The following is a 22692-nucleotide window of genomic DNA, read 5'->3' as shown; positions in this document are numbered from 1 at the left end:
AAGGGGACGCCGATGACCTTGAGGAAGTATCAGGACGCCATTATCGCGGTGCTGTTGCTCGGGTTCGCCGGCCTGTTCGCGTACCAGGCCGGCCAACTCCCTCAGGAGCACGTCCAGCGAGCGCCTGGTATGGCGATATACCCTTTGCTAGTAGCCGTTGCTATCGGGATTGCCTCGTTCGTCCTGCTTGTCAGGAGCTTGATAAAGGCGGAGGATGCAGGCTCTGAGGAGAAGCAAGAGCCTGAAGTTGATCTGGAGGAAGGCGTAACCTCAAGGAACGAATCAGAAGAAGACAGATCCGCTGAGGCGGGAAAACAGCGCCTCGCTCCCCACATTTTGTTCCCCATTGTGGGCATCGCCATTCTGGTTAGCTACGGCTGGGCGCTGGAGGCGGTTGGCTACCTCGTGGCAACTCCTGCGTTGCTCGCACTCCTGCTGCTCGCTTACGGGGTGCGGAGCTGGAAAGTTATCGTGGGGTTGTCTGCTGGTGCCACGGCTGTCATCTATCTGGTCTTCTATTACCTGCTGCTGATTCGCTTACCGTAGGCAGGGTCTATCATGCTCCTGGAGAACCTCAGCCAAGCGCTCATGGATATAGGTCACCCGATGACGCTGCTGGCCATCTTCGCCGGCGTCCTGTTCGGCATCGTGATGGGCGCGATCCCGGGTCTGACGGTGACCATGGCGATGGCGTTGATGCTGCCTTTCTCGTTTATGCTCCCTACCGCACCGGCTATCGGGCTCTTGCTAGGGGTTCATGTCGGAGGGATAACGGGCGGTTCGGTGACAGCGATTCTGCTCCGGATACCGGGCACTCCCTCAGCATCGGCCACACTCCTCGACGGGCACCCGATGGCGAGCAGGGGAGAGGGAGGCAAGGCTCTGGGCACAGCCGTTATGGCCTCGTTCTTCGGGGGGATGGTCAGCCTGTTGGCGCTCATCCTCATCGCTCCCCAACTGGCGGCTCTCGCGTTGAAACTGGGCGCTGCTGAGCTCTTCGCCATCGTGGTGCTCGGCCTCAGCATCATAATCGGGGTCTCGGGACGGTCGGTGATTAAGGGCATAATCGCGGGCCTGATCGGGCTTGCCTTCATGACGGTGGGCTTGGATCCCATGCTGGGCGTCCCCCGCTTCACCTTCGACCAGATCGCATTGCAGGCCGGGGTCTCGCTTATTCCGGCGATGATCGGGTTGTTCGCCATCCCGCAGATACTTGAGGAGCTGGAGCCGCGCCTTCGTACAGGCACGCGGGCGGTGGCCAGAAGGGTCACGGCGAAGTTGCCCAGCAGAGCGGAAGCGAGGTCTCTGCTGCCCACCTTCCTGCGCGGTTCGCTTATCGGGACGGCTATCGGCATAGTACCAGGAACGGGCGGGCCGATAGCTGCTTTCCTGGCGTACGATCGGGAGAAACGTGCCTCAAGAGAGCCCGAGAAGTTCGGTACGGGCGTTATGAGGGGGGTGGCGGCCCCTGAAGCCGCGAACAACGGGGTCACGGGCAGCGCGCTTATCCCCATGCTTACCCTGGCCATACCCGGCGATCCGATCGTTGCCGTCCTCATGGGGGCGCTTATCATCCACGGTTTGCAACCGGGACCGCTCCTCTTCCAGGAGCAGCCCGTCTTCATCCTAGGCGTCTACCTCTCGCTCTTGGTGGCGTACGTATTCACTGTGGTGACCCAGCTGCGCTTGATCCCTCTCTTCGTCCAGGTTCTCAAGATCAAGCGCCCCTACCTTCTCTCGGTTATCGCGGCGCTGGCCGTGGCGGGCTCGTACGCCGTGGATAACACCATGCTTGCGGTATGGACAATGCTCTTCTTCGGAATTCTGGCGTATCTGATGGGTAAGTTCGGCTTCCCTGTTATCCCGGTGCTGCTGGCCATCGTGTTGGGACCGATACTCGAGGCCCAGTTTCGCCGCGCTCTGGTAATATCCGGCGGTGACCCGACGGTGTTCGTTACCCGTCCGCTCAGCCTGACGTTTCTTGTGCTGGCCCTGCTGGTGCTCTTTAGTCCGCTTATCCGCAGGGCGGCATCCTCCCTGGCAGGGCGGCTTCTGCACCGAGGCTCCTGAAAACCGAACCCTCCTGGTCCCGCTGTGGACGCTACCGCAGCGTGCATTAAACTGTACGCTAAACGAAGTTGGTCCTTGCGAGACTCAAAAGACAGGAAGTAAAGAAGCTGTATCCGACGGGGCAAACTCGATCATCTGCTGCGATAGGCGGGTTGCCGCCAGAGACCGCAATGGTGCTCCGGCGGCGCTTCAGAAGGGAGAAGTGTGGCACCCGGAGTTGATGCCGCTTTCGACCCCATGCTCGGTCTGCTGGAGAAGAACGGCCTGATATGCCGGGAGGTGGCCCGGGAGTTGATCTCTCTTGCTCCGGGAAGCAGGCTGAAGACCACGAGCGAGTATGCGCGCCTCCTGCGGGCGGGCCAGGGAACGGTCCAGAAGGCATTCAAGACGCTGGAGGGGATGGGCGCTATCATCCTCGAAAGCCGAGGACATCTGGGCACTTACTTACTCGAGAAGGATCTGCGGCGTCTGTGGGCGGTTAGCGGTCTGGGGACAGTGACCGGTGTGATGCCGCTGCCCGACTCCGGAGAGTTCGAGGGCATAGCTACCGCTCTTACGCAGCTGTTCAAAGACGCGGGCATCCCGCTGAACCTCTTGCATTTAAACGGTGCCAGACGCCGCATCGAGTACCTGAGATCCGGCGCAGACTTCGTGGTGCTCTCGCGCTTCTCAGCTGAGAGGGTCTGCTCTCAAGAGCCGGACCTGAAGGTGCTGCTTGGCTGTGGCGCCAACACCTTCTACGCCGCCGATTCGCTGACCGTTCTGGTGCGAAGAGAAGCGGAGGGCACGATCCGGCGCGTGGGTATTGACGAAACCTCTTGGGATCACGCGGAGATCACCCGTCTGGAGTTCGATCAGGCTCCGGTGGAGTTCGTGCCGAGCCCTTACCATATGATCCCCGATCTGATCCTGGAAGGGACGCTCGATGCGGCCGTCTGGCGCAGAACGACCCGGCGCGTGGAGGCCGCCTCCCAAACACTGAGCTTCCTGCCCATCCGCAGCGACTCGGCCCGCCGTATCTCGCAGGATCTGAGCGCGCTAGCGGTGGTGGGCGCGAAGGACAACGCGGCTACCGGCTCCCTCTTCGCGGAGGTGGTAGACGAGAGAGGGTTAGTGAGGGTTAGAGACGAGGTGATCGAAGGCAAGCGTGTGCCCCTGTTCTGAAGCAGAGGCCCGTCACTTTTACCGGCTGGGATCCAGAGGGTCGTAGAGATCGCCATAAATACGCTTTCTGGTATCTTCTCTTGCCAGAAGGTCGTGGGGATATCCGAGCTCGATAGCGCTTGCCTTATTTAGCCTCGCGCGATGCTCCTCGCAGAGGCTAAAGTCTAGACAGGCCAGGTTCTCGCGCATCTGGCCGGCATCTACCGCTCCCATAATGGGCACGATGCCCCAATATTGTTGCCTGAGCCAGGCCAGCGCGACATGAGATGGCGGCCGTCCCGCCTCTGAGGCTATCCGGCGTACCTCGGCCGCTATACGGGCGTTTCTCTCGTCGGCCTCGCGTCCGACCCTGGAGAGCCGATAGGCGCCGGGCGGGGGACCGCCAACCGCACCCGCCAGCCATCCCGCTCCGAGAGGAGAATAGGCCGTGATACCTATGCCCAAATCTTTGGCCATCGGTAATAGCTCGCGCTCCGGCTCTCGCTGGATGAGGCTGTACTCCACTTGCAGGTTCACGAACGGCGTCCAGCCTCTAAGTTCGGCCAGGGTGTTGGCCCGCGATACCACCCAGGCCGGAGCGTTGGAGACCCCGACGTGAAGGACCTTGCCCGCCCGGACAACGTCGTCTAGAGCTCGCATCACTTCTTCTGCAGGAACCGTAAAATCCCAGGCGTGTACCAGATAGAGATCCACATACTCCGTTCTGAGGCGCCTCAGGCTGCCCTCTAACGCCCGCACCAGACTCTTGCGGTGGTTCCCGCTCGCGTTTGGATCCTCTCCGCGCGTGGAGAGAGTGTACTTGGTCGCCAGAACAAACCTCTCCCTGTCCCCTGCCACCAGCTCGCCGACGTATTCCTCGCTCTTCCCCCTGCCGTAGCGGTTGGAGGTGTCAATGAAGTTTCCGCCAGCCTCCGCAAAGATCTCGAAGATAGCCTTACTCTCATCCTTGCCCGCTTCGCCAGCCCTGCCCGAACCAAACGTCGCCGTACCCAGACATATCTCCGAAACCCTCAGCCCGCTGCGCCCCAACAACCTGTACCGCATGCCGCTCCCTTCCTCAAATCTACAGCCCCCGACCACTTCATGCTATCCCGCTGACCTTTACAGCAATCTACATTATTTTGTATATTGTGTGAAGCTAAGAAAGGAGGAAGAGATCGGGCAAGTATACGTTTTAGCCGTCTGCGGGATGGGGTTTGGGACGAGTCTCATGATGCTGATGAACGTGCAGGAGCTGGGCAGAAAGCACGGGATTCAGGTCAGGGGGGAGGCTGTAGATCTGGGTTCGGCGAAGGGGCGGGAGGCGGATCTCATCGTGGCGTCCAGTGAGATAGCCGACAAGCTCTCCGGCTCATCCGTGCCGGTGGTTGGCTTGAGCAATCTGGTGGATAAGGGTGAGCTGGAGCGCAAGGTACTCCCGGTGCTCAAAGAGTTGGGTGGAGAGTAGTGGTATGACGTGCGCGTAGATCCTGAAATTCGGGAGGAGGTTAGCATCGGCGGCAAAGCAAGAACCGTGCTCGGAGACGTTGAGGCGGAACAACTGGGCGTAGTCTACAGTCACGAGCATCTCATTGCCGTTCCGCCGGCGTCTCAGGAGGACCGGGATCTCGAGCTGAGCGACTACGACAAGTCCCTGCAGGAGCTTGTGTACTTCAGAGAGGCTGGAGGGAGGACGCTTGTTGAAGCCTCCACCCTGGATTACGGGAGGAACGTGCAGCTGCTCGCTAAGATGTCCGAAGCTGCCGGCATCAACGTCGTAGCCACCACCGGCTTCAACAAGCACATTTACTTCCCTGATTGGGTCGAAGCGAAGTCTGTTGAGGAGATAGCGGATCTGTTGATACGGGAGGTGCGTGAGGGGGTGGATTCAACGGGCATCAGGGCTGGAGTTCTCAAGTCCGGCTCCTGGTACAACGTGATCCACCCTTTGGAAGAGAAGGTGACCCGGGCCGTTGCCAGTGCTCAACTCGAGACAGGGGCTCCTGTCTGGCTTCATACGGAGGCCGGCACCATGGGGTTGGAGATGCTCGACATTCTGGAAGAGGAGGGGGTAGACCTGAGCAGGGTCGCTGTGGGGCACTCAGACCGCAATGCGGATCCCTATTACCACCTCAAGCTCGCCGAGAGGGGCGCTTACGTGCAGTTCGATGGTCCCGGGAAGGTCAAGTACTACCCGGACAGCACGAGGGTGGATCTTATCAAGAACCTCCTAGGGCACGGATACGGAGCGCGGCTTCTGATCTCCGGGGACATGGGGCGCCGGTCCTATCTGCACGCATACGGAGGCGGGCCCGGCTTCCGCTACATACTCACCAAGTTCATACCTAGATTGCGTGATGAAGGGATTAGCGAGGAGAGCATAGAGCAGATATTCGTTGCTAACCCTGCCCGGTGGCTGGCGCAGTTCTGATCCGAACCCGGAGTGAAATAAGGTGGGCGAACTGTGAGAGAGGTCGGAGAGATCCAGTACATGACCCGGGATAAGGTTGAGGAGGCTGTGGGACGTTTCCCCGTAGCCATACTTCCCCTGGGTGCTACGGAGCAGCACGGGCCTCACCTGCCTCTGGGGGTGGACACCCTCCTCGCGGAGGGGCTGGCGCGGCTTGTGGCCCGGGAGACGGGGGCTCTGCTACTACCCGCAGTGCCCTTCGGCTACTCGTGGGTGTGGCGGGAGATACCTGGCACGGTCTCCTTGCAGCAGCACCACGTAGAGGCCGTGATCAAGGACGCGGCATACAGCGTCTCGCGCTACGGCGTTAAGCTGCTCGCCCTGATAAACGGCCACGAGGCCAACAACGCTTCCATGAAGTACGCGGCTCGCGAACTTCAGGACGAGCTCGATATGCCGGTGATCTACTTCTTCTACCCCGAGCTCGCGCAGGTGATGGAGGAGCACTGCGATTCCCGGAGCTGGCACGGCATGATCCACGCTTGCGAGTTTGAGACGTCCCTTATGCTCGCGCTCTACCCGGAGCACGTCCGGATGGAGCGAGCGGTTGCGGAGTACCCGGAGAAGCCGGCTCTTTACGGAAATTCCACTCTCTCGCTCGGGGAGCTCAGCGAGAGCGGCGTCTACGGCGACCCGACGAGGGCCACCGCCGAAAAGGGACGGCGGATGCTGGACGTATTCGTGAAGAGCATCTCGGCTGGGATTCGAGAAGGGTTTGAGTTGGCGCAAGGGGGAGGGCAGGACCGGTAATTCTTATCTGCCTCTGATGCGCTATTGGCGGAAGGGAAGGAGAGCATGGAGATCATATTCGCCGTAATCGAGCTGATACAGCTGCCCGCTATCGTGCTGGGCCTTATCGCACTTATTGGATTGTTGATCCAACGCAGGCCCGGCGGAGAGGTTATAAACGGCACGGTCAAGACGGTGTTGGGCATGCTCATCATCGGTGTCGGGATCGGGGCGCTGGTCAACGCTCTGGACGGTATCCAGGCGATGTTCCAGACTGGTATCCCGGAGGAGCGGTTTCAAACCTTCGTCACATTCGACGAGGCGGTGGTGAGCGCCGTTCAGGAAGCGAACGTAGACGATCTGGGAGCGGCGATAGCGTGGACCCTGCTCTTCGGCTACATCTTTCACATCATCCTGGCCAGAATTACTCCCTTCCGTTACCTCTACCTGACGGGGCATATGATCTGGATCCACGCTGGCGCTTTTGCCATCCTGTACCATTCATTGGGCCTCTCGCTGGTGTGGGTAATTGCTCTTGCTTCCATAACGCATGGCACCTACATGACGCTGGCCCCCGCTATAGCCCAGCCGTTCATGCGCAGGATCACGGGCAGCGACGAGATTGCCTTCGGGCATGGGCAGACGCTGCTCAACGTGTTTTGCGCCTTGGTGGGCAAGCTGGTCGGCGATCCGGAGCACAGCGCGGAGAAGCTGGAGGTGCGCGACTCGCTGAATTTCTTCCGGGATATCGCCATCTCCACCTCCCTGATCTTCCTGGTTATAAGCCTGGGGGCAGCAGGTCTTGCGGTGTGGCAGACGGGAATCGGAGGCTTCGAGGAGAATATCAGCGACGGTCAGAACTGGCTCGTCTTCGCCATCTTGCAGGGATTGGGCTTCGTTGCCGGAATGCTGGTCCTCCTGCAGGGGGTGCGCATGCTCCTGGCCGAGATCGTTCCGGCCTTCAGGGGAATCGGCGAGAAGGTCATTCCCGGAGCCCGGCCGGCGCTGGACGTGCCGGTCATCTTCCCGTACGCACCCAACTCCCTGATTATCGGCCTCATATCCGGGACCGTAGCTCAGGTTGTGGCGATGGTTCTCTTGGCGCTCATCGGTTGGCCGGTCCCTCTGCCAAGCATGATCGTGGCCTTCTTCGCCAGCGGAGCGGGGGCCATCTTCGGCAACGCCACCGGAGGCCGGCGCGGGGCCGTGGCGGGCGGCTTTCTCTGGGGGTTCGTGGGCTGGTTCATGATCAGCTTCGCATACAAGATGCAGGTGTTCGGCGACTTGGGCGCGCTGGGCGCCGAAGGACTTGCCTTCACCGTACCGGACGCGATCGTGCCGGCCATAATAATCTGGCTGATCGCCCGGCTGCTCGGTTTTGTTTGATGGGTTCGATGGCTGGAGGGAGAACGTCGAACGCCTCTCAGAGGTCTCCGGAACAGATGTGGTTGGCTACGGCTCCTTCATCCGGGCTATCGAGGAGCGGCGGGCTTTCTTCAAGGAGATGGGCGCCGTGGCCACCGACCACAGCGCTCTCACGCCCCATGCCGAACGGCTCTCTCCTGCCGAAGCGGAAGCCATCTTCGCGCGCGCCCTGCGCGGCGAGGCCAGCGAGGACGACGCCGGACGCTTCACCGCGCACATGCTGGTGGAGATGGCGCGTATGAGCGCGGAAGACGGTCTGGTCATGCAGCTGCACGCTGGATCTTTCCGCAACCACAACGAGACCATCTTCTCGCGGTTCGGAACCGACATGGGCACCGACATTCCAGTCGCGACCGAGTGGACCCGCAACCTGCGGTCGCTGCTGAACGCGTACGGCGCCGACCCAAGCTTCCGCCTCATCCTATTCACACTCGACGAGAGCACCTATTCCCGAGAGCTTGCTCCGCTCGCCGGCCACTACCCGGCGCTCTTATTGGGAGCGCCGTGGTGGTTCTTTGACAGCCCGCTGGGGATGCGCCGCTACCTGGACGCCGTGGTGGAGACCGCCGGCATCTATAACCTCGCCGGCTTCAACGACGACACGCGGGCGTTCGCCTCGATCCCCGCTCGCCACGACGTGTGGCGGCGCGTAAGCTGTGACTGGCTGGCGGGGATGGTGGTCCGTGGCGTAATAGACGAGGAGGATGCCCCAGAGATGGCGCGGGAGCTGGCCTACGGGCTGGCGAAGCGGGCTTATGGGCTGGATGGCGATGCGTGAGGTCAAGAGAGCGAGGAGGCGGTTGTGAACCGGATCTTCGGCCTTCGAGGCCGGGTCGCCGTTGTGACCGGCGGGACCGGCGTGCTCGGAGGGGCGATGGCGCGTGGGATCGCCCGCGCCGGGGCGCGCGTGGGTGTGCTGGGACGCCGGAAGGAGAGAGCGGCCCGGGTAGCAAAGGAGATAGAGGAGGCCGGCGGAGAAGCGATGCCGCTGCCCGCCGACGTCCTGGACCGGAAACAGCTGGAAGCTGCCAGGGAGACGGTGCTGGAGCGCTGGGGGAGGGTGGACATACTCGTAAACGCCGCCGGCGGCAACGTGCCGGGGGCCGCCGTGGGAGAGGGAGAGAGCTTCTTCGGACTCTCCCGGGAGGCTTTTGCCGGAGTCTTCGACCTGAACCTTGTGGGTACCGTGCTTCCCATCCAGGTATTCGGTGCGGCTATGGCAGAGGGTAAGCCTCCGGGGGAGGCGGAAGGCTGCATAGTCAACATCTCTTCGATGGCAGCACAGCGCCCTCTCACGCGGGTCGTGGGCTACTCTGCGGCCAAGGCCGCCATAGACAACCTCACCCGCTGGCTGGCCGTGGAGCTGCCCCGGCGCTACGGCGCGGGCATGAGGGTAAACGCTATAGCTCCGGGCTTCTTCCTCGGGGAACAGAACCGGGCGCTGCTCGTAAACGAGGACGGGTCGCTAACCGAGCGTGGGGGCAAGATCATCGAGCACACCCCGGCGGGACGCTTCGGAGAGCCGGAGGAGCTTGTGGGGACCCTGATCTGGCTTTGCTCTCCTGCGGCCGGCTTCGTTAACGGTGCCGTAATTCCCGTAGATGGTGGCTTCTCGGCCTTCTCAGGGGTGTAGGCGCGCACGGGGCTCTGTGGCCCCAGGACACCGCCCGGGGATCTCTCCGGGCGGTGTCCTGGGGCTGCCGGTCTAGCGGTCAGCGTAGGCCGGGTGATGCTCCCGGAGGGCTTTGCCGCCGGGCCTGGCCTCCAGGAGCGTGTCCTGCAGAGCGTAGTAGGCTGGCTTGCGCTCGAAGTTCTCCCACATCACGGTCGCGGCACCCTGGTCCGGGAAGAATACGGGGACCCAGGAGTACTTGTCGGTGAAACCCCAGATCGTGAACGAACCGCATCCTGCCACGTTCAGGCAGGCCTGGAGCGCCTGGCGGTAGTAGTCTGCCTGCTGCTGCAGCTGCGCGGGCGTCGGCGCTGCTCCGCCGGGCAGGTCCATCCGGACGTCGAGCTCGGTGACGGCGGTCGCGACCCCGAGCTCGTCGAAGCGCTGCAGGTTCGCCTGCATATCGGCCGGGAATGGCCACCGCGTGCTCAGGTGAGCCTGTACCCCGAAGCCGTGAACCGGGACCCCCTGAGCGCGCAGATCGCGGATCAGGTTGTAGTAAGCAGTACTCTTGGCGTTGATGCCTTCGACGCTGTAGTCATTGAAGAACAGCTCGGCTTTGGGGTCGGCCTCGTGCGCCCACCGGAAGGCGTCCGCGATGATACCCGGCCCAAGCTCCCGCAGCCAGATGTTCTCCTGCGTGCGCAGGTTGCCGTTGCCGTCGAAGATCTCGTTAGCCACGTCCCACTGGTGGATCTGGCCCTTGTAGCGGCCGACGACGGTGAAGATGTGCTCGCGCAGAATCTCGCGCAGCTCCTCGTCCGTGAAGTCGCCCTCCTCCAGCCACGCCGGGTTCTGGCTGTGCCACAGCAGGGTGTGCCCCCGGACTTTCTGGTTGTGCCGCCGGGCGAACTCCACGATCTCGTCGGCCGGACCGAAGTTGTAGACGCCCCGCTCGGGATGCACGAACTCCCATTTGAGCTGGTTCTCCGGCGTGACCGAGCTGAACTCAGCCGCTAGCAGCTTGCGGTACTCGGTGTCGTAGGTGAACGGGTCGGGATAGTCCTGGGCCTCGTGGTGACCCCCACCGGCCGCCGCAGATCCCACATAGAGATTCTTCGGAGCCGCCCACCGGAGAGTATCCTGCTTGGCGAGACCCGGAGGCCTGTCCGGCGGGGCAGCCGGCGCCTTACTCACTCCCAAGATCATCAGCCCCAGACATAATCCCCATAGCAGGAGAAGCCCCCTGACGTAGCCTGCACTCAAGTCATCCCTCCTTACTTTAGTTACCACCCCAGCTAAGTTAGCCGGAATAGTAGCCTTTATGCGTCTGCATTGCAATGCTATGGCCGTAATATCCCGAAAATTCCGGCAACTTTTTTTACTCAATTAATTAAGTGTCGCAGGTGCTGTTCTTGGCCTTCTGGAGCCGGGCTGAAGAGAGAGGCCGGTCTTGCCTGAGGGTTGCGCGACGGTGTTTTCTCTGATTCTTGTCTCAGCCTGCCTCGACTCTTCGGAACGCGCGGTTGCAAAGATGATAGACGGCGTAGGCGGTGGAGCTGCCCGCTATTAGCAGTGCCACGGGGATGATTGCCACTAGCGCCGCAGCGGCGCCTACTACCAGCAGGCACAGAACGGAGACGGGAAGCCGCCCGATACCGAAAAGGACGGAGTTCTTGATGATCTGAAGGAAGCTTACGCGGTAGTTGGCCATCACGGGAAACAAGTATACGGATGTGACCAGGTAGAGGATCCCCAGGATCGAGACGCAAAAGAAGAGAAGCGGCTGCCATGGGGGCGCCGATTGCGCGGCGAGGTTGAGGCCGGACAACAGCAGCAGACCGAGCGGGGACCAGATCACCGCGACGCACAGGCTCTGGGTGAAGTTGGCCTTGAAGAAGCGCAGAAAGCTGGCGATCACGCGAGGCTCCCTGTCCAAAACCCACTCGCGCACGACCGCGAACATGGCGGCCGTGGCCGGCCAGATCGTGACCACCGGGAGGCAGGCGAGCAGCCAGCACAGGTTGAGGATGAACAGATCCGAGAAGCGTTCTAGCATCCGGTAGATACGGCTGTCCTGAAAGCTCATCGTCCCTCCCCCCCGGCGCACCCCCGCTGCATGCGGCGCCTCTCTTGACCGGCCAAAAGTCTGTCTGGCCGCATTCTTTTCCTGAAATATATGGCACAAGACATGCCGGGACACCCACAGTTTAATACAGTATTCGTAAAAAGATGCCGGTGTATAAGGGGATATGGCTGAAAACTTGACAGTAAAAACCGGAAAATGTACCCTTTACCGGGAGACTTTATTTACGTTGTTTTATAAGTGGGTTACGGGAAGGATTGGAGATCGAAGACGGGAACCGTGGCAGGCGTGTAGCCGGTAGGGTGGCTGGAGATATCCGGCGTCACAACCGTGCGGTCGTGCTGGAGTTGGTTCGCAACCTCGGGCCGGTATCCAGGGCGGAGGTGGCCCGGGCGGCGCGGCTGAGCCCGGCCACGGTGGCCGAGATCATCGGCGAGCTGGTGCGTGAGGGGCTGGTTCGGGTTGCGGGCGAGGGGCCCTCGACCGGCGGGAGGCCCCCGGCGCTCGTGGAGCTTGACCCCGAGGCCCGCAGTGCGGTCGGTTTGGAGATCGGTCCGCGGACCCTTACTGCTGTGGTGACCGATCTCAACGCTGCCGTAAAAGTGCGTGTGGAGAAGCCTTCGAAGATGGTCGAGGGGGCAAAGGTTACCGCCGGGCAGGTGGAGGCGATCTTCGAGCAGATTCTGCAGGAGGTGCCGGAGGCGGCGGAGAACAGTCTCGGTGTCGGGGTGGCGGTTCCGGCTCCGATACTGAGATCGAGAGGGACTAGATTCGACCCTCCCAGCGACCCGGAGTGGGGTGGCCTGGACGTTCCGGAGTTGATAAGTCGCAAGTTCGATGCGCCGGTCTTAGTAGACAACGATGCCAATGCTCGGGCTTTGGGGGAGTTTCTGTTCGGCGCGGGGCGCGGGGCTAGCAACATGCTCTATGTGATAGCCCACTGGGGGGTGGGCGGAGCGCTCGTGGTGGATGGCGATCTGCGGCGGGGGGCTGACGGAGGAGCCGGGGAGATCGGACACACGGTCATAGAGGTAGATGGTCCGCCCTGCGGGTGCGGGGGGTACGGCTGTCTGGAGGCCTTCGCCGGTAGGGCGGGCATCGCCCGGAGGGCCCGGCGGGCGCTGAAGCTGGCAGGCAGGGATCGGTTGGGAGGAGTGGATCTTGATGACCTGAAGGTCAGGCATGTTGTTCAGGCGGCCCGCGACGGAGACGAGCTGGCCGCAAGGGTGCTCGAGGAGACCGGCCAGTATCTGGGGATCGGTGTTGCCAACGCGATCAACGTTCTCAATCCGGAGGTGGTGGTGTTGGGGGGCTCGACCGTGGAGATCGGGGAGATGGTGACGGGCCCGCTCGTCAGGGTCGCCAGGAGAAGGGCGCTGCCGGGCATGGCGGAGGGAACGAGAATTGTGAAAGGGGAACTGGGGGAAGACGCCGGGGCCGTGGGTGCTGCGGCTCTGGTATTGCGGGAGTTGTTTGCCGTCTCCGTTCCGGAGGCGGTGCGGAGAACGGTTGTGTAATAAGGGATGGGGGCGGAAGCATCGTCAACAGGAGGAGGTTTTTGATGAGAAGGAGGCTCAGCCGGAGAGAATTCCTCAAGGTTGCCGGCGCGGGAGTCGCTGGTGCGGCCTTGCTGGGAACCGCAGGCTGCGGGGGGCAAGGGGACGAAGGACAAGAAGGTGGAGCGGAGTCGCTCGAGATGTGGCTCTTCTCCGAAGAGCGCGCCGAATGGATCCGGCAGGTTCTCCAGTCGGAGGTTTGGACGTCTGAGCATGGGGACGTGGAGGTCAATCTGCGGGTCTTCCCCTACGAGCAGATGCACGACCGGTTGCAGACCGCGCTCGTTTCCGGACGGGGAGCCCCGGACCTGGCGGACGTCGAGATCTCGCGCTTCTCGCCGTTCATCCGGGGAGATCAGGTCCCCTTCGTGCCGCTCAACGACCGCATAGGCGACGAGATAGATAACGTCTACACGCCGGCCGGCACAGATCCGTGGACGTGGGAAGGCCAGATCTACGGCCTCGGAAACGAGCTGAACACCTGCGTGCTCGCCTACCGGCAGGACATCATGGAGGACGCCGGCATCCAGACCCCGTTCGAGACGTGGGACCAGGTCATAGAGGCGGGCCGGGAGATCTCTACCGCTGACAGGAAGATGTTCGCCATACACGACGAGGCTTTCGGCGACCACTATATGATGTCCCAGAGCGCCGGCACGACCTACTTCGATGAGCAGGGCAACTACATCGGCGACAACGAGCTGAGCATCGAGGCGATGCAGTTCCTTTACGATCTGGTCTACGAGCACGAGATCGCCGACATCGCGCCGGTAGCTGGCGATGATCAATGGTATCCGCCGAACTACCGGGCGGCCTTCAGGGCCGAGCGGTTCGTCGCGGTGTTCGGGCCGCCGTGGCACCTCGCGATGCTTCCCCTCGACGTGCCGGATCAGTCCGGGCTATGGACCGTACAGGAGTTTCCGCAGGGTGTAGGCGAGGGTATTCCGACGGCCCAGTTCGGCGGCACCGGACAGTGCATAACCGTGCAGTCCGAAAAACCCGATCTGGCCTGGGAGCTCATACGCGCCTGCAACCTGACCACCGAAGGAGTCCTGGAGGACTTCAAGTTGCGGACGGTGTACCCGACCTACAGCCCCGCCTACGAGGATCCCGCGCTGCAGGAGCCCAGCGATTACTTCGCTGACACGAGGTTCGGGGAGCTCTACTCGTCCCTCGCTCCGCAACTCGTCCCGTTCAACCAGTCGCCGCAGTGGGCCGAGGCGACCGAGACCATTATCAGGGATGTGATTACTCCGGTCATGCAGGATAGGGCGGATGCGGCGGAGGCGCTCAGGCAGGTGAGGTCGGCGATAGAGGGAGGCTAACAGCTACGGGCCCGGTGACGGCGGACGCTTTCTGGCGTCCGCCGTCACCCACGATCTTCGAGGGCAGAGGTGGCGGAGCGGGTGTATAGAGAAGAGACGCAAGCAACGCAAGAGCACGGGGCGGGCAAGCCGCCCGGGGAGCGGAGGCCGACTGCGGGATGGTGGCGCCGCAACCAGCGCGCGTATACGCCGTACCTGTTCTTGCTGCCGTTCTTCTCCATCTACTGCGTGTTCATGCTGTACCCGATCTTAGATGCCCTGAGGCTGAGCTTCTTCGAGGCCGGGGGGTTCGGGACGCCGGAATTCATCGGACTGGGCAACTACCGGCAGCTTCTGGAAGACCCGCGCTACCTCAAAGCGCTGGAGAACACCACGATCTACACGCTGGCGAGCATCTTTATATTGAGCCCCATCGCGCTCATCCTGGCGGTGACCATCCGCTCGTTCGTCGTCCCCTGGGCGACGTTCAAGAGCTTCTACCGGCTGACCTTCTTCCTGCCCTTTATCACCTCCCTGGTGGTAGTGGCGCTGATGTTCAACGTTGTGTTCGATCCCAACTACGGGCTGTTGAATGCTTTCCTTACGTCGATCGGCTTGCCCCAGCTAGGCTGGTTGCGTTCTCCGGATTTGGCGCTGCCGTCCGTGATCATGGTCGGGATCTGGACCTACGTGGGGATCAACTCGCTCTACTTTCTGGCCGGGCTGCAGAACATCCCGGATGAACTGCACGAGGCGGCGGCCGTGGACGGGGCGGGGCGGGTGAAGACCTTCTTCTACGTGACGCTGCCGCTGCTCAAGCCCGTGATCCTGTTCGTCGTCGTGCAGGCGACCATATTCTCCTACCAGCTCTTCGAGCTGCCGTTCCTGCTTACGGGAGGCGGACCCTCGGACGCGACGCTGACGCTGGCGATCTACCTCTACGAGACCGGCTTCAGGCAGTTCGACCGCGGGTACGCGTCCGCCATCGGCTACTCGATGGCCCTCATAGCCATAGCCATAGCTGCGACGCAACTGTACCTGTACAGGAGGCTCGAGAGGTGAGAGGACTTCGCTCCAGAGAGAGGGGGGCACCTGATGAGCCATAAGTTAAGAACACGCTTCTGGCAGGTGCTCGGCAATGCCTTCCTGTTGTTCGCCGTGTTCCTCACGGTCATGCCGTACATCTACATGGTCACCTCGTCTTTCAAACCTGGTAGCGAGCTGTTCTCCATACCGGTCCGGATCTTCCCCGAGAGCCTTTATCTGGGCAACTACGAACTGCTGCTCCGGGAAACCGACTTCGTGCGTTGGTTCTTGAACAGCGTCTTCGTCTCCGCTGCGCGCACGGCGCTCTCCATCGTCATCTCGATAATGGCGGGCTACGCCTTCGCCAAGTTCGCCTTCAGGTTCAAGGGCGTTCTGTTCGTCTTGGTCATCGCTATGCTGACCCTGCCCATATACGTGCTCATCGTGCCGCTCTACACGATGATGATCACCTTCGGCTGGACGGACACCTACATAGCCCTCATCCTGCCGGTCGCGGCGCAGGCGATAGGCGTCTTTCTGGCGAGGCAGTATCTCCTCTCCATCCCCGACGAGATGCTGGACGCCGCGCGCATAGACGGCGCCGGGGAGTGGACGGTCTTCTGGCGTATCATCCTCCCGCTCTCGAAGCCGGTGATCGCCGTGCTCGGCATCCTGTTCTTTACCACCACGTGGAACGACTTCGTCTGGCCGCTGGTAGTGCTGACGGAGAGCAGGATGTTCACGGTCAGCCTCGGGCTGCCGACGCTTCTCGGTCCCTACAGCCAGGAGTACGGTGCGATCCTGGCAGGGTCGTTCTTGAGCACCCTCCCGATCGCCGCCGTCTTCCTCGTCATGCAGCGGCGATTCGTGGAGGCAATAACGGCCGGGGCGATTAAGGGTTGATGGTGACAATCTGAGCGGGATTCCAGTCCAAGGCGTAGGGGAGAGTCCCGGACAAACGGAGGTTGTTAGATGACGGAGAACCAGCAGGCGCTCAGCGTGAAGGGGAGCGAGATCGTAGACGGCGAGGGCAGCCCCGTCGTGCTGCGCGGGTTCGGCCTGGGCGGCTGGATGAACATGGAGAACTTTATCACCGGTTATCCGGCCAACGAGGAGGCCCAGAGGGAGGCCGTAAGAGAAGTCCTCGGGGAAGAGAGGTGCGAATACTTCTTCGACCGCTTCCTGGAGCACTTCTTCACCGAAGACGACGCCCGCTTTATAAGCTCCCTGGGACTGAATCTTCTGCGGCTGCCGGTCAACTACCGCCACCTCGAGGACGACATGCGGCCCTTCGAGATAAAGGAGGAGGGCTTCAGGCACCTCGACCGGGTGATAGAGCTGTGCGCGAAGCACGGGATCTACACGATCATCGACCTGCACGCCCTGCCCGGTTACCAGAACCAGCACTGGCACTCGGATAACCCCACCCACAAGGCGCTGCTCTGGAGGCACAAGCACTTCCAGGACCGCACGGTGAATATCTGGGAGGCGATAGCCGGCCGCTACAAGGGTAACCCGTGGGTTGCAGGCTACAATCCTGTAAACGAACCGGCCGACCCTACCGAAGAGATGCTCATGCCCCTCTACAGGCGCCTCTACGAGGCGATCCGGGCCATAGACCCAGACCACATAATCTTCCTTGAGGGCAACCGCTACTCGCAGGACTTCCACATGTTCGGAGAGCCGTGGGAGAACGTGGTCTACACCAACCACGACTACGCCTTGCCGGGGTTCGTGGATGGCGGCCCGTACCCGGGTGTATCTCGCGGGAAGTACGTCGACCGGGACGTGCTGGAGCAGACGTTCCTCCAGCGCAGCAGCTACATGCTGGAGCACGGGGTGCCCATCTGGGTGGGAGAGTTCGGCCCGGTCTACCCGCAGGACCGCCCCGAGACTCACCCAACCCGCTACCGGGTACTCCGGGACCAGCTGGAGATCTACGACCGACACGGGGTCAGCTGGGCGATCTGGACCTACAAAGACATCGGGCTGCAGGGGGTCGTCTACGCCGCTCCCGATTCGCCGTGGGTGGAGCGCATCCGGCCCATCCTGGAGAAGAAGGCCCGCCTGGGCGTGGATCACTGGGGCGGGACGGACGCGCACATCCGCCACGTAATGGAGCCGCTGGAGCAGCTCTTCGAGAAGGAGTATCCCGGCTACGACCCGTTCCCCTTCGGGGCCCGGCGCGATATCGAGCTGCTGGTGCGCAACATCCTGCTGGCCGAGCCGATGGTCGGCGAGTACGCAGAGCTATTCCGGGGCATGGAAGAGGCGGAGATAGACGGGATGATGCGGTCCTTCCGATTCGAGAACTGCATCAGGCGCGAAGAGCTGGCCGGCATACTCTCCGAGCACGCTCCCAGGGCCGCCGGGAGGAAGGGCTGAGCTTGCGTTCTGGGGTAAGCTGGAGGAGCTTCGGGGCATCTGCGGCTCCCCGGTGCGGGAGAGGCGAAAAGGAGGCTTGAATTTGACTAACGTGGTGAAGAACTCGGTAGGGATCTGGGCGTTTGGGCCGGCGGTCACTCGCTTTGTGCCGCCCGGCTACCACCACGAGGTGGCAGACGAAGGGATGGTGGAGAAGACAGAGCGGGTGTGCGAGGGGCTCTCGGATCTGCTCGATGGACTTGAGTACCACTACCCCGGAGAGGTGAACGAGGAAAACGCAGAGGGGATCCTTGCGGTGCTCAAGGAGCACCATATGGAGCTGCCCGTGATCGCCGCCGGGCTGCACAACGACCCCACCTACAAGATGGGCGCTCTCATTAACCCCGACGAGCGGCTCAGACGCCGGGGAATAGATACCCTCAAGCGAGGGATCGAGCTTGCGGGTGAGATCGGGGCGAACTTCATCATCTGGCCCGGGGCCGAAGGGTACAACTACACCTTCCAGCGGCCCTATGCCGGGACGTGGAGGGCGTTCATCGAGGGAGTAGCTGAGCTCACGGAGCACGCCGGCGGACGGGGCGTAAAGATCTTTCTTGAGCACAAAAACAGCGAGCCGGCGATGAAGATTTTGATGCAGAACATAGGCATGACGCTCTTTACCATAAAGAAGGTAGAAGAGCTTGGGGTAGACACCTCCAATCTGCTGGTGAACCTGGACTGGCAGCACCTGATCATGAACGGGGAGTCTCTGGCCGAGTACGCCGAGCTTCTCGCTTCAGAGAACAAGCTGGGCCACCAGCACGCCAACGACGGCTGGGGCACCTTCGATGACGACAACGTGGTGGGCACCAACTTCTTCATGCAGACCTTAGAGATGGCCCAGACCCTGCAGGACGTGGGCTACGGGGCCAACGGGGAGATAGTGGGCTTCGACCTCTATCCCTACACAGAAGATCAGGTAAAAGCCGTAAGGCGCGCTATTTTGCACTGGGAGTTCATCTGGGATGTGGCCAAGAGAATAGAGCGCAGAGCACTCGCGGAGGCCAAAAAGAGGGCCGACGCCCTTGGAGGGCAGAGGGCGGTCTATGCGGCACTCGGGCTCGACTCTGAATACGAGGAGAGGATCATCGGGCGGCGCAAAGAGGCCAAAGCCTCAAGGAGCGCTTCACAGCAGTGAGCGTGCTCATCGGCCTGGACATAGGGACCACGGGAGCCCGGGCGGTTGCCGTAGAGGAGGACGGCAGAGTCTTAGCCGAAGCCTCCTCAGAGTACCCGCTGATGAGCCCTCGCCCCGGCTGGAGCGAGCAGGACCCCGAAGACTGGTGGCAGGCATCCAGAGAGGTTCTGGGCCGGGTGGCCACAAAGGTCGGAGGCGAGGTTGCGGGGCTTGGGCTCACCGGGCAGATGCACGGCTCGGTCTTCCTTAACTCCTCAGAGGAGGTCATCCGCCCGACTCTATTGTGGAACGACCAGCGCACGCTCAAGCAGTGCGAGAAGATAACGGAGGCAGTCGGCGAGGAGCGCCTGCTCGCCATCGCCGGCAACCCGGCTCTGACCGGCTTTCAGGCGCCCAAGATCCTGTGGCTCAGAGACGAAGAGCCGCAGAACTACGAGAAGGTGGCCGGCGTGCTCCTGCCCAAAGACTACGTGCGCCTCAGGCTCACCGGCGAGCACGCAACGGACGCCTCCGACGCCGCCGGCACGCTGCTTTTAGACGTGAGGCTCAGGGACTGGTCAGAGGAGATCCTCTCGGCGCTAGAGATCCCCAAAGAGTGGCTGCCCGCAGTATACGAAGGGCCACAGAAGACGGGAGCGCTGCGCGAAACGGTCGCCCGGGAGCTCGGCCTGCCTCCGGGAATACCGGTGGCAGCCGGCGGCGGGGACAACGCGGCTGCTGCGGTGGGGACGGGGATAATCCGGGAAGGGATAATAAGCTCCTCCATCGGAACCAGCGGCGTGCTCTTCGCCCATACAGACACCTTCTCGCCCGACCCCTCGGGGAGGATACACGCCTTCTGCCACGCCGTACCCGGCAAGTGGCACCTCATGGGGGTTACGCTCTCTGCGGGGGGCTCTCTCGGGTGGTGGCGCGGTGCTCTGAGGAGGGACTTTGAGGAGCTGGTAGAGGCGGCCTCAGAAGTTCAGCCCGGCTCAGAAGGGCTCCTCTTCCTGCCCTACCTCAGCGGCGAGAGGACCCCCCATCTGGACCCCAAAGCCCGCGGGGCATTCTTCGGGCTCACCTCCCGCCACACGCTCGCGCACATGAGCCGGGCTCTGATGGAGGGTGTTGTCTTCTCCCTGCGGGATGCATTAGAGATCATGGGCGGCCTTGGGGTCGGTGCGGAGGAGGTACGGGTGACGGGAGGCGGAGCGAGGAGTCCTCTGTGGAGGGAGCTCCAGGCCGACATCTACGGCGCGCCTATCTACCGCACCACGGCCGATGAGGGGCCGGCATATGGAGCGGCCCTTCTGGCCGGAGTTGCCTGCGGCGTCTACACGGATGTGGAGGAGGCTTGCTCGCATATCCGGCTGCGTGATGAGGTAGTCCGGCCGCACCCTGAGCGGGTGGCCCTCTACAACGGATACTACGAGGTCTACCGCTCGCTGTATCCCGCAACCAGGGACGCCATGAGCAGCCTGACGGATCTCGCCGCGAGCGGCCAGCATCGACCGGGAAAGGCACCAGCATGACCGCACATAACGAGAGCAACTCCGCGTTCGGCGGGCTTGAGACCCCCGATACGCTCACGGCGGACGAGATCGAGGCCAGAGCGCGCGACCTGCTCGCCCGGCTCAGTCTCGACGAGAAGATCTGGCTGATGTACGGCGATACCCCGTTCTGGTCCGGGTTGGCAGATATGATGGACGGAGGATACAACCTGCGGGTGTGGCCGGCCGGAGCCGTTCCACGCCTGGGCATCCCCGGCATCCGCTTCGCCGACGGGCCGCGCGGCGTGGTGATGCCGGGCGCGACCACCTTCCCGGTCTCGATGGCCCGCGGCGCGAGCTGGGATGTCGGGCTGGAGGAGCGGATCGGCGACGCGATCGGGCGCGAGCTGCGGGCCCTGGGGGGCAACCTCTTCGGCGGCGTGTGTATAAACCTGCTGCGCCATCCCGCCTGGGGCCGCGCCCAGGAGACCTACGGCGAGGATACCCACCACCTCGGCTCCTTCGGTGCGGCGCTCGTCCGCGGCGTGCAGCGCCACGTGATGGCCTGCGCCAAACACTACGCCCTTAACTCCATGGAGAACGCCCGCTTCACCGTCGACGTCACCGTCGATCCGCGCGCGCTGCACGAGGTCTACCTCCCGCACTTCAAGCGGGCGGTGGATGCGGGCGCGGCCTCGGTGATGAGCGCCTACAACAGCGTCAACGGCGAGTGGTGCGGGCAGAACGAGGCGCTCCTTACCGGCATCCTCAAGGAGCAGTGGGGCTTCGAGGGCTTCGTGCTCACCGACTTCATCTTCGGCATGCGGGATGCCAGAAAGGCCGCCCTGGCCGGACAAGACCTCGAGATGCCGTTCCAGATGCTCTACCACCGCGACCTGAGGGAGTTGGTCGAGCGCGGCGAGGTGCCCGTCTCGCGGATCGACGACGCGGCGCTGCGGCTGCTCCGGCAGCAGGTGCGGTTCGCCCAGGGCCGTGATCCGGACGACTACACCCCCGACGTGGTGGGGTGCGAGGAGCACCGCCGGCTGGCCCGCGAGGCGGCGCAGAAGAGCATCGTGCTGCTCAAGAACGAGGATGGCATACTGCCTCTGGCCGGCGTGCGGCGCGTGGCCGTGATCGGAGAGCTGGCCGACACGCCGAACACCGGCGACCGCGGCTCCAGCGACACCCGCCCGGGGTATGTGATCACCCCGCTGCAAGGGCTCCGCGCCGCGCTCGGCGACGGGGTTGCGGTCGAGTACTACGATGGGAGCGACCCGGCACAGGCGGCGAGGCTCGCCCAGAAGGCCGACGCGGCGGTCTGCGTGGTGGGCTACACCTTCCGCGATGAAGGAGAGTACATACCCCCCGACCTGATGACCCGCTTCGCGCCCAACCTCCCGCAGCCTTCGCCGGAGGAAGAACCGGTCGCCCGGACTCTGATGCAGGGCGGGACGCCGGACGAGGAGGAAGGGTCCGGATTCGGTGCCGGCGGCGATCGCGCCGCGCTCACCCTGCGCCCGGAGGATGAGGCACTGATCCAGGCGGTTGCGGCGGCGAATCCGCGCACCGTGGTCGCGGTTATGGGCGGCAGCGCGATCATTACCGAGGCCTGGCGCGAGCGGGTGGCGGCCATCCTCATGCTCTGGTACCCGGGCATGGAGGGCGGGAACGCCTTCGCCGACGTGCTGCTCGGGCGGGTCAACCCGAGCGGCAGGCTCCCCTGCAGCTTCCCAAGGCGCGCCGAAGACCTGCCCTTCTTCGATAAGGATGCTACGGAGATCACCTATGACCTCTGGCACGGCTACCGCAAGCTGGAGCGCGACAGAACCCGGCCCGCCTTCCCTTTCGGCTTCGGCCTGAGCTACACCTCATACGCCTACAGTAACCTCCGGCTGGCCCGAGATCAGTTGGGGCCTGACGACACGCTCGTGGCCGAGGTCGATATTACCAACACCGGCAGCGTCGAAGGCGAAGAGGTGGTGCAGCTCTACGTTGCGGCGCACGGGTCGGAAGTCGAGCGCGCGCCGAAGGAGCTGAAGGCGTTCGCCCGCGTGGCGCTGGCCCCGGGAGAGAGGAGCCCCGTGCGCCTGGAGGTGCCGGTTGCGGACCTTGCTTACTACGATGCGGAGAGGCGGGAGTTCGTGGTCGAGCCGATCGACTACGAGGTCGTCGTGGGTCGGCACGCACTGGATGAGAATGCGCTGCGAGCGCGTTTCCGCGTGAGATGAGGGGGC

20 protein-coding genes are annotated in these 22692 nt (G+C 62.9%); 17 read left to right on the top strand and 3 right to left on the bottom strand.

Going from position 1 to position 22692, the window contains the following annotated elements:
* Positions 1-12 precede the first annotated feature (12 nt).
* The 3 genes from E0L93_RS12405 to E0L93_RS12395 all read left to right on the top strand — a co-directional run bounded on the left by E0L93_RS12405 (position 13) and on the right by E0L93_RS12395 (position 3234).
* Entirely contained in the window at positions 13-546 is a 534-nt protein-coding gene (locus tag E0L93_RS12405) for a tripartite tricarboxylate transporter TctB family protein (RefSeq protein WP_165874346.1), read from the top strand.
* Between the two features lie 12 nt (positions 547-558).
* On the top strand, positions 559-2070 hold the full coding sequence (locus E0L93_RS12400; protein ID WP_132692388.1) for a tripartite tricarboxylate transporter permease: 1512 nt from the start codon (positions 559-561) through the stop codon (positions 2068-2070).
* A 204-nt stretch (positions 2071-2274) separates the two neighbouring features.
* Entirely contained in the window at positions 2275-3234 is a 960-nt protein-coding gene (locus E0L93_RS12395; RefSeq protein ID WP_132692386.1) for a YhfZ family protein, read from the top strand.
* 18 nt (positions 3235-3252) lie between these two features.
* Here the strand turns inward: E0L93_RS12395 and E0L93_RS12390 are convergent, their stop codons facing one another.
* Positions 3253-4278 carry an aldo/keto reductase gene (locus E0L93_RS12390; protein ID WP_132692384.1) on the bottom strand — a complete coding sequence of 342 codons (1026 nt, stop codon included), beginning with the start codon at positions 4276-4278 and terminating at the stop codon, positions 3253-3255.
* Between the two features lie 88 nt (positions 4279-4366).
* Between E0L93_RS12390 and E0L93_RS12385 the strand changes: the two genes are divergently transcribed.
* From E0L93_RS12385 to E0L93_RS12360, 6 genes are read left to right on the top strand one after another with little or no spacing between them, the layout of a single operon-like run.
* On the top strand, positions 4367-4681 hold the full coding sequence (locus E0L93_RS12385) for a PTS sugar transporter subunit IIB (protein WP_207890479.1): 315 nt from the start codon (positions 4367-4369) through the stop codon (positions 4679-4681).
* Positions 4682-4726: 45 nt separating this feature from the next.
* Positions 4727-5644: a phosphotriesterase family protein gene (locus E0L93_RS12380; RefSeq protein ID WP_132692456.1), complete on the top strand. Its 918-nt coding sequence runs from the start codon at positions 4727-4729 to the stop codon at positions 5642-5644.
* A gap of 60 nt (positions 5645-5704) precedes the next feature.
* Complete coding sequence (locus E0L93_RS12375; RefSeq protein ID WP_132692455.1) at positions 5705-6433, top strand: creatininase family protein; 729 nt, start codon at positions 5705-5707, stop codon at positions 6431-6433.
* A 45-nt stretch (positions 6434-6478) separates the two neighbouring features.
* Positions 6479-7798 (top strand): PTS ascorbate transporter subunit IIC, encoded by a 1320-nt coding sequence (locus E0L93_RS12370; RefSeq protein ID WP_132692380.1) that lies wholly within the window; start codon positions 6479-6481, stop codon positions 7796-7798.
* Positions 7791-8615: a glucuronate isomerase gene (locus E0L93_RS12365; protein WP_132692379.1), complete on the top strand. Its 825-nt coding sequence runs from the start codon at positions 7791-7793 to the stop codon at positions 8613-8615. The genes E0L93_RS12370 and E0L93_RS12365 overlap by 8 nt, the downstream gene beginning before the upstream one ends.
* A gap of 33 nt (positions 8616-8648) precedes the next feature.
* A complete protein-coding gene (locus E0L93_RS12360) occupies positions 8649-9470 on the top strand; it encodes an SDR family oxidoreductase (protein ID WP_132692454.1) in 822 nt (273 codons plus the stop codon).
* 72 nt (positions 9471-9542) lie between these two features.
* On the opposite strand, the gene E0L93_RS12355 is transcribed toward E0L93_RS12360, so the two are convergent.
* Entirely contained in the window at positions 9543-10658 is a 1116-nt protein-coding gene (locus E0L93_RS12355; protein WP_132692377.1) for an endo-1,4-beta-xylanase, read from the bottom strand.
* Positions 10659-10944: 286 nt separating this feature from the next.
* Positions 10945-11538, bottom strand: a complete 594-nt coding sequence (locus tag E0L93_RS12350; RefSeq protein ID WP_132692375.1) for a YesL family protein — start codon at positions 11536-11538, stop codon at positions 10945-10947.
* A gap of 299 nt (positions 11539-11837) precedes the next feature.
* Here E0L93_RS12350 and E0L93_RS12345 point away from each other — a divergent pair, with 299 nt between their 5' ends.
* The 8 genes from E0L93_RS12345 to E0L93_RS12310 all read left to right on the top strand — a co-directional run bounded on the left by E0L93_RS12345 (position 11838) and on the right by E0L93_RS12310 (position 22686).
* Positions 11838-13052 carry an ROK family transcriptional regulator gene (locus E0L93_RS12345; RefSeq protein ID WP_165874345.1) on the top strand — a complete coding sequence of 405 codons (1215 nt, stop codon included), beginning with the start codon at positions 11838-11840 and terminating at the stop codon, positions 13050-13052.
* A gap of 44 nt (positions 13053-13096) precedes the next feature.
* Positions 13097-14416 carry an ABC transporter substrate-binding protein gene (locus E0L93_RS16350; RefSeq protein ID WP_132692371.1) on the top strand — a complete coding sequence of 440 codons (1320 nt, stop codon included), beginning with the start codon at positions 13097-13099 and terminating at the stop codon, positions 14414-14416.
* Between the two features lie 69 nt (positions 14417-14485).
* Entirely contained in the window at positions 14486-15457 is a 972-nt protein-coding gene (locus E0L93_RS12335; RefSeq protein ID WP_207890474.1) for a carbohydrate ABC transporter permease, read from the top strand.
* Between the two features lie 33 nt (positions 15458-15490).
* Positions 15491-16324, top strand: coding sequence for a carbohydrate ABC transporter permease (locus tag E0L93_RS12330; protein ID WP_132692369.1), 834 nt, complete (start codon positions 15491-15493; stop codon positions 16322-16324).
* A 69-nt stretch (positions 16325-16393) separates the two neighbouring features.
* A complete protein-coding gene (locus E0L93_RS12325) occupies positions 16394-17806 on the top strand; it encodes a glycoside hydrolase family 5 protein (protein WP_132692367.1) in 1413 nt (470 codons plus the stop codon).
* 91 nt (positions 17807-17897) lie between these two features.
* Positions 17898-18983, top strand: coding sequence for a sugar phosphate isomerase/epimerase family protein (locus E0L93_RS12320; protein ID WP_243638226.1), 1086 nt, complete (start codon positions 17898-17900; stop codon positions 18981-18983).
* On the top strand, positions 18980-20497 hold the full coding sequence (gene xylB, locus E0L93_RS12315; protein WP_132692363.1) for a xylulokinase: 1518 nt from the start codon (positions 18980-18982) through the stop codon (positions 20495-20497). Before E0L93_RS12320 ends, xylB begins: the two co-directional genes overlap by 4 nt.
* Positions 20494-22686, top strand: coding sequence for a beta-glucosidase family protein (locus E0L93_RS12310; RefSeq protein ID WP_132692361.1), 2193 nt, complete (start codon positions 20494-20496; stop codon positions 22684-22686). Before xylB ends, E0L93_RS12310 begins: the two co-directional genes overlap by 4 nt.
* Positions 22687-22692 lie beyond the last annotated feature (6 nt).

Origin of the sequence: Rubrobacter taiwanensis, assembly GCF_004337705.1 — a bacterium.
GTDB lineage: Bacteria > Actinomycetota > Rubrobacteria > Rubrobacterales > Rubrobacteraceae > Rubrobacter_C > Rubrobacter_C taiwanensis.
Note: the sequence above shows the minus strand (reverse complement) of the source record. Positions and strands in the feature narration are given on the sequence as shown.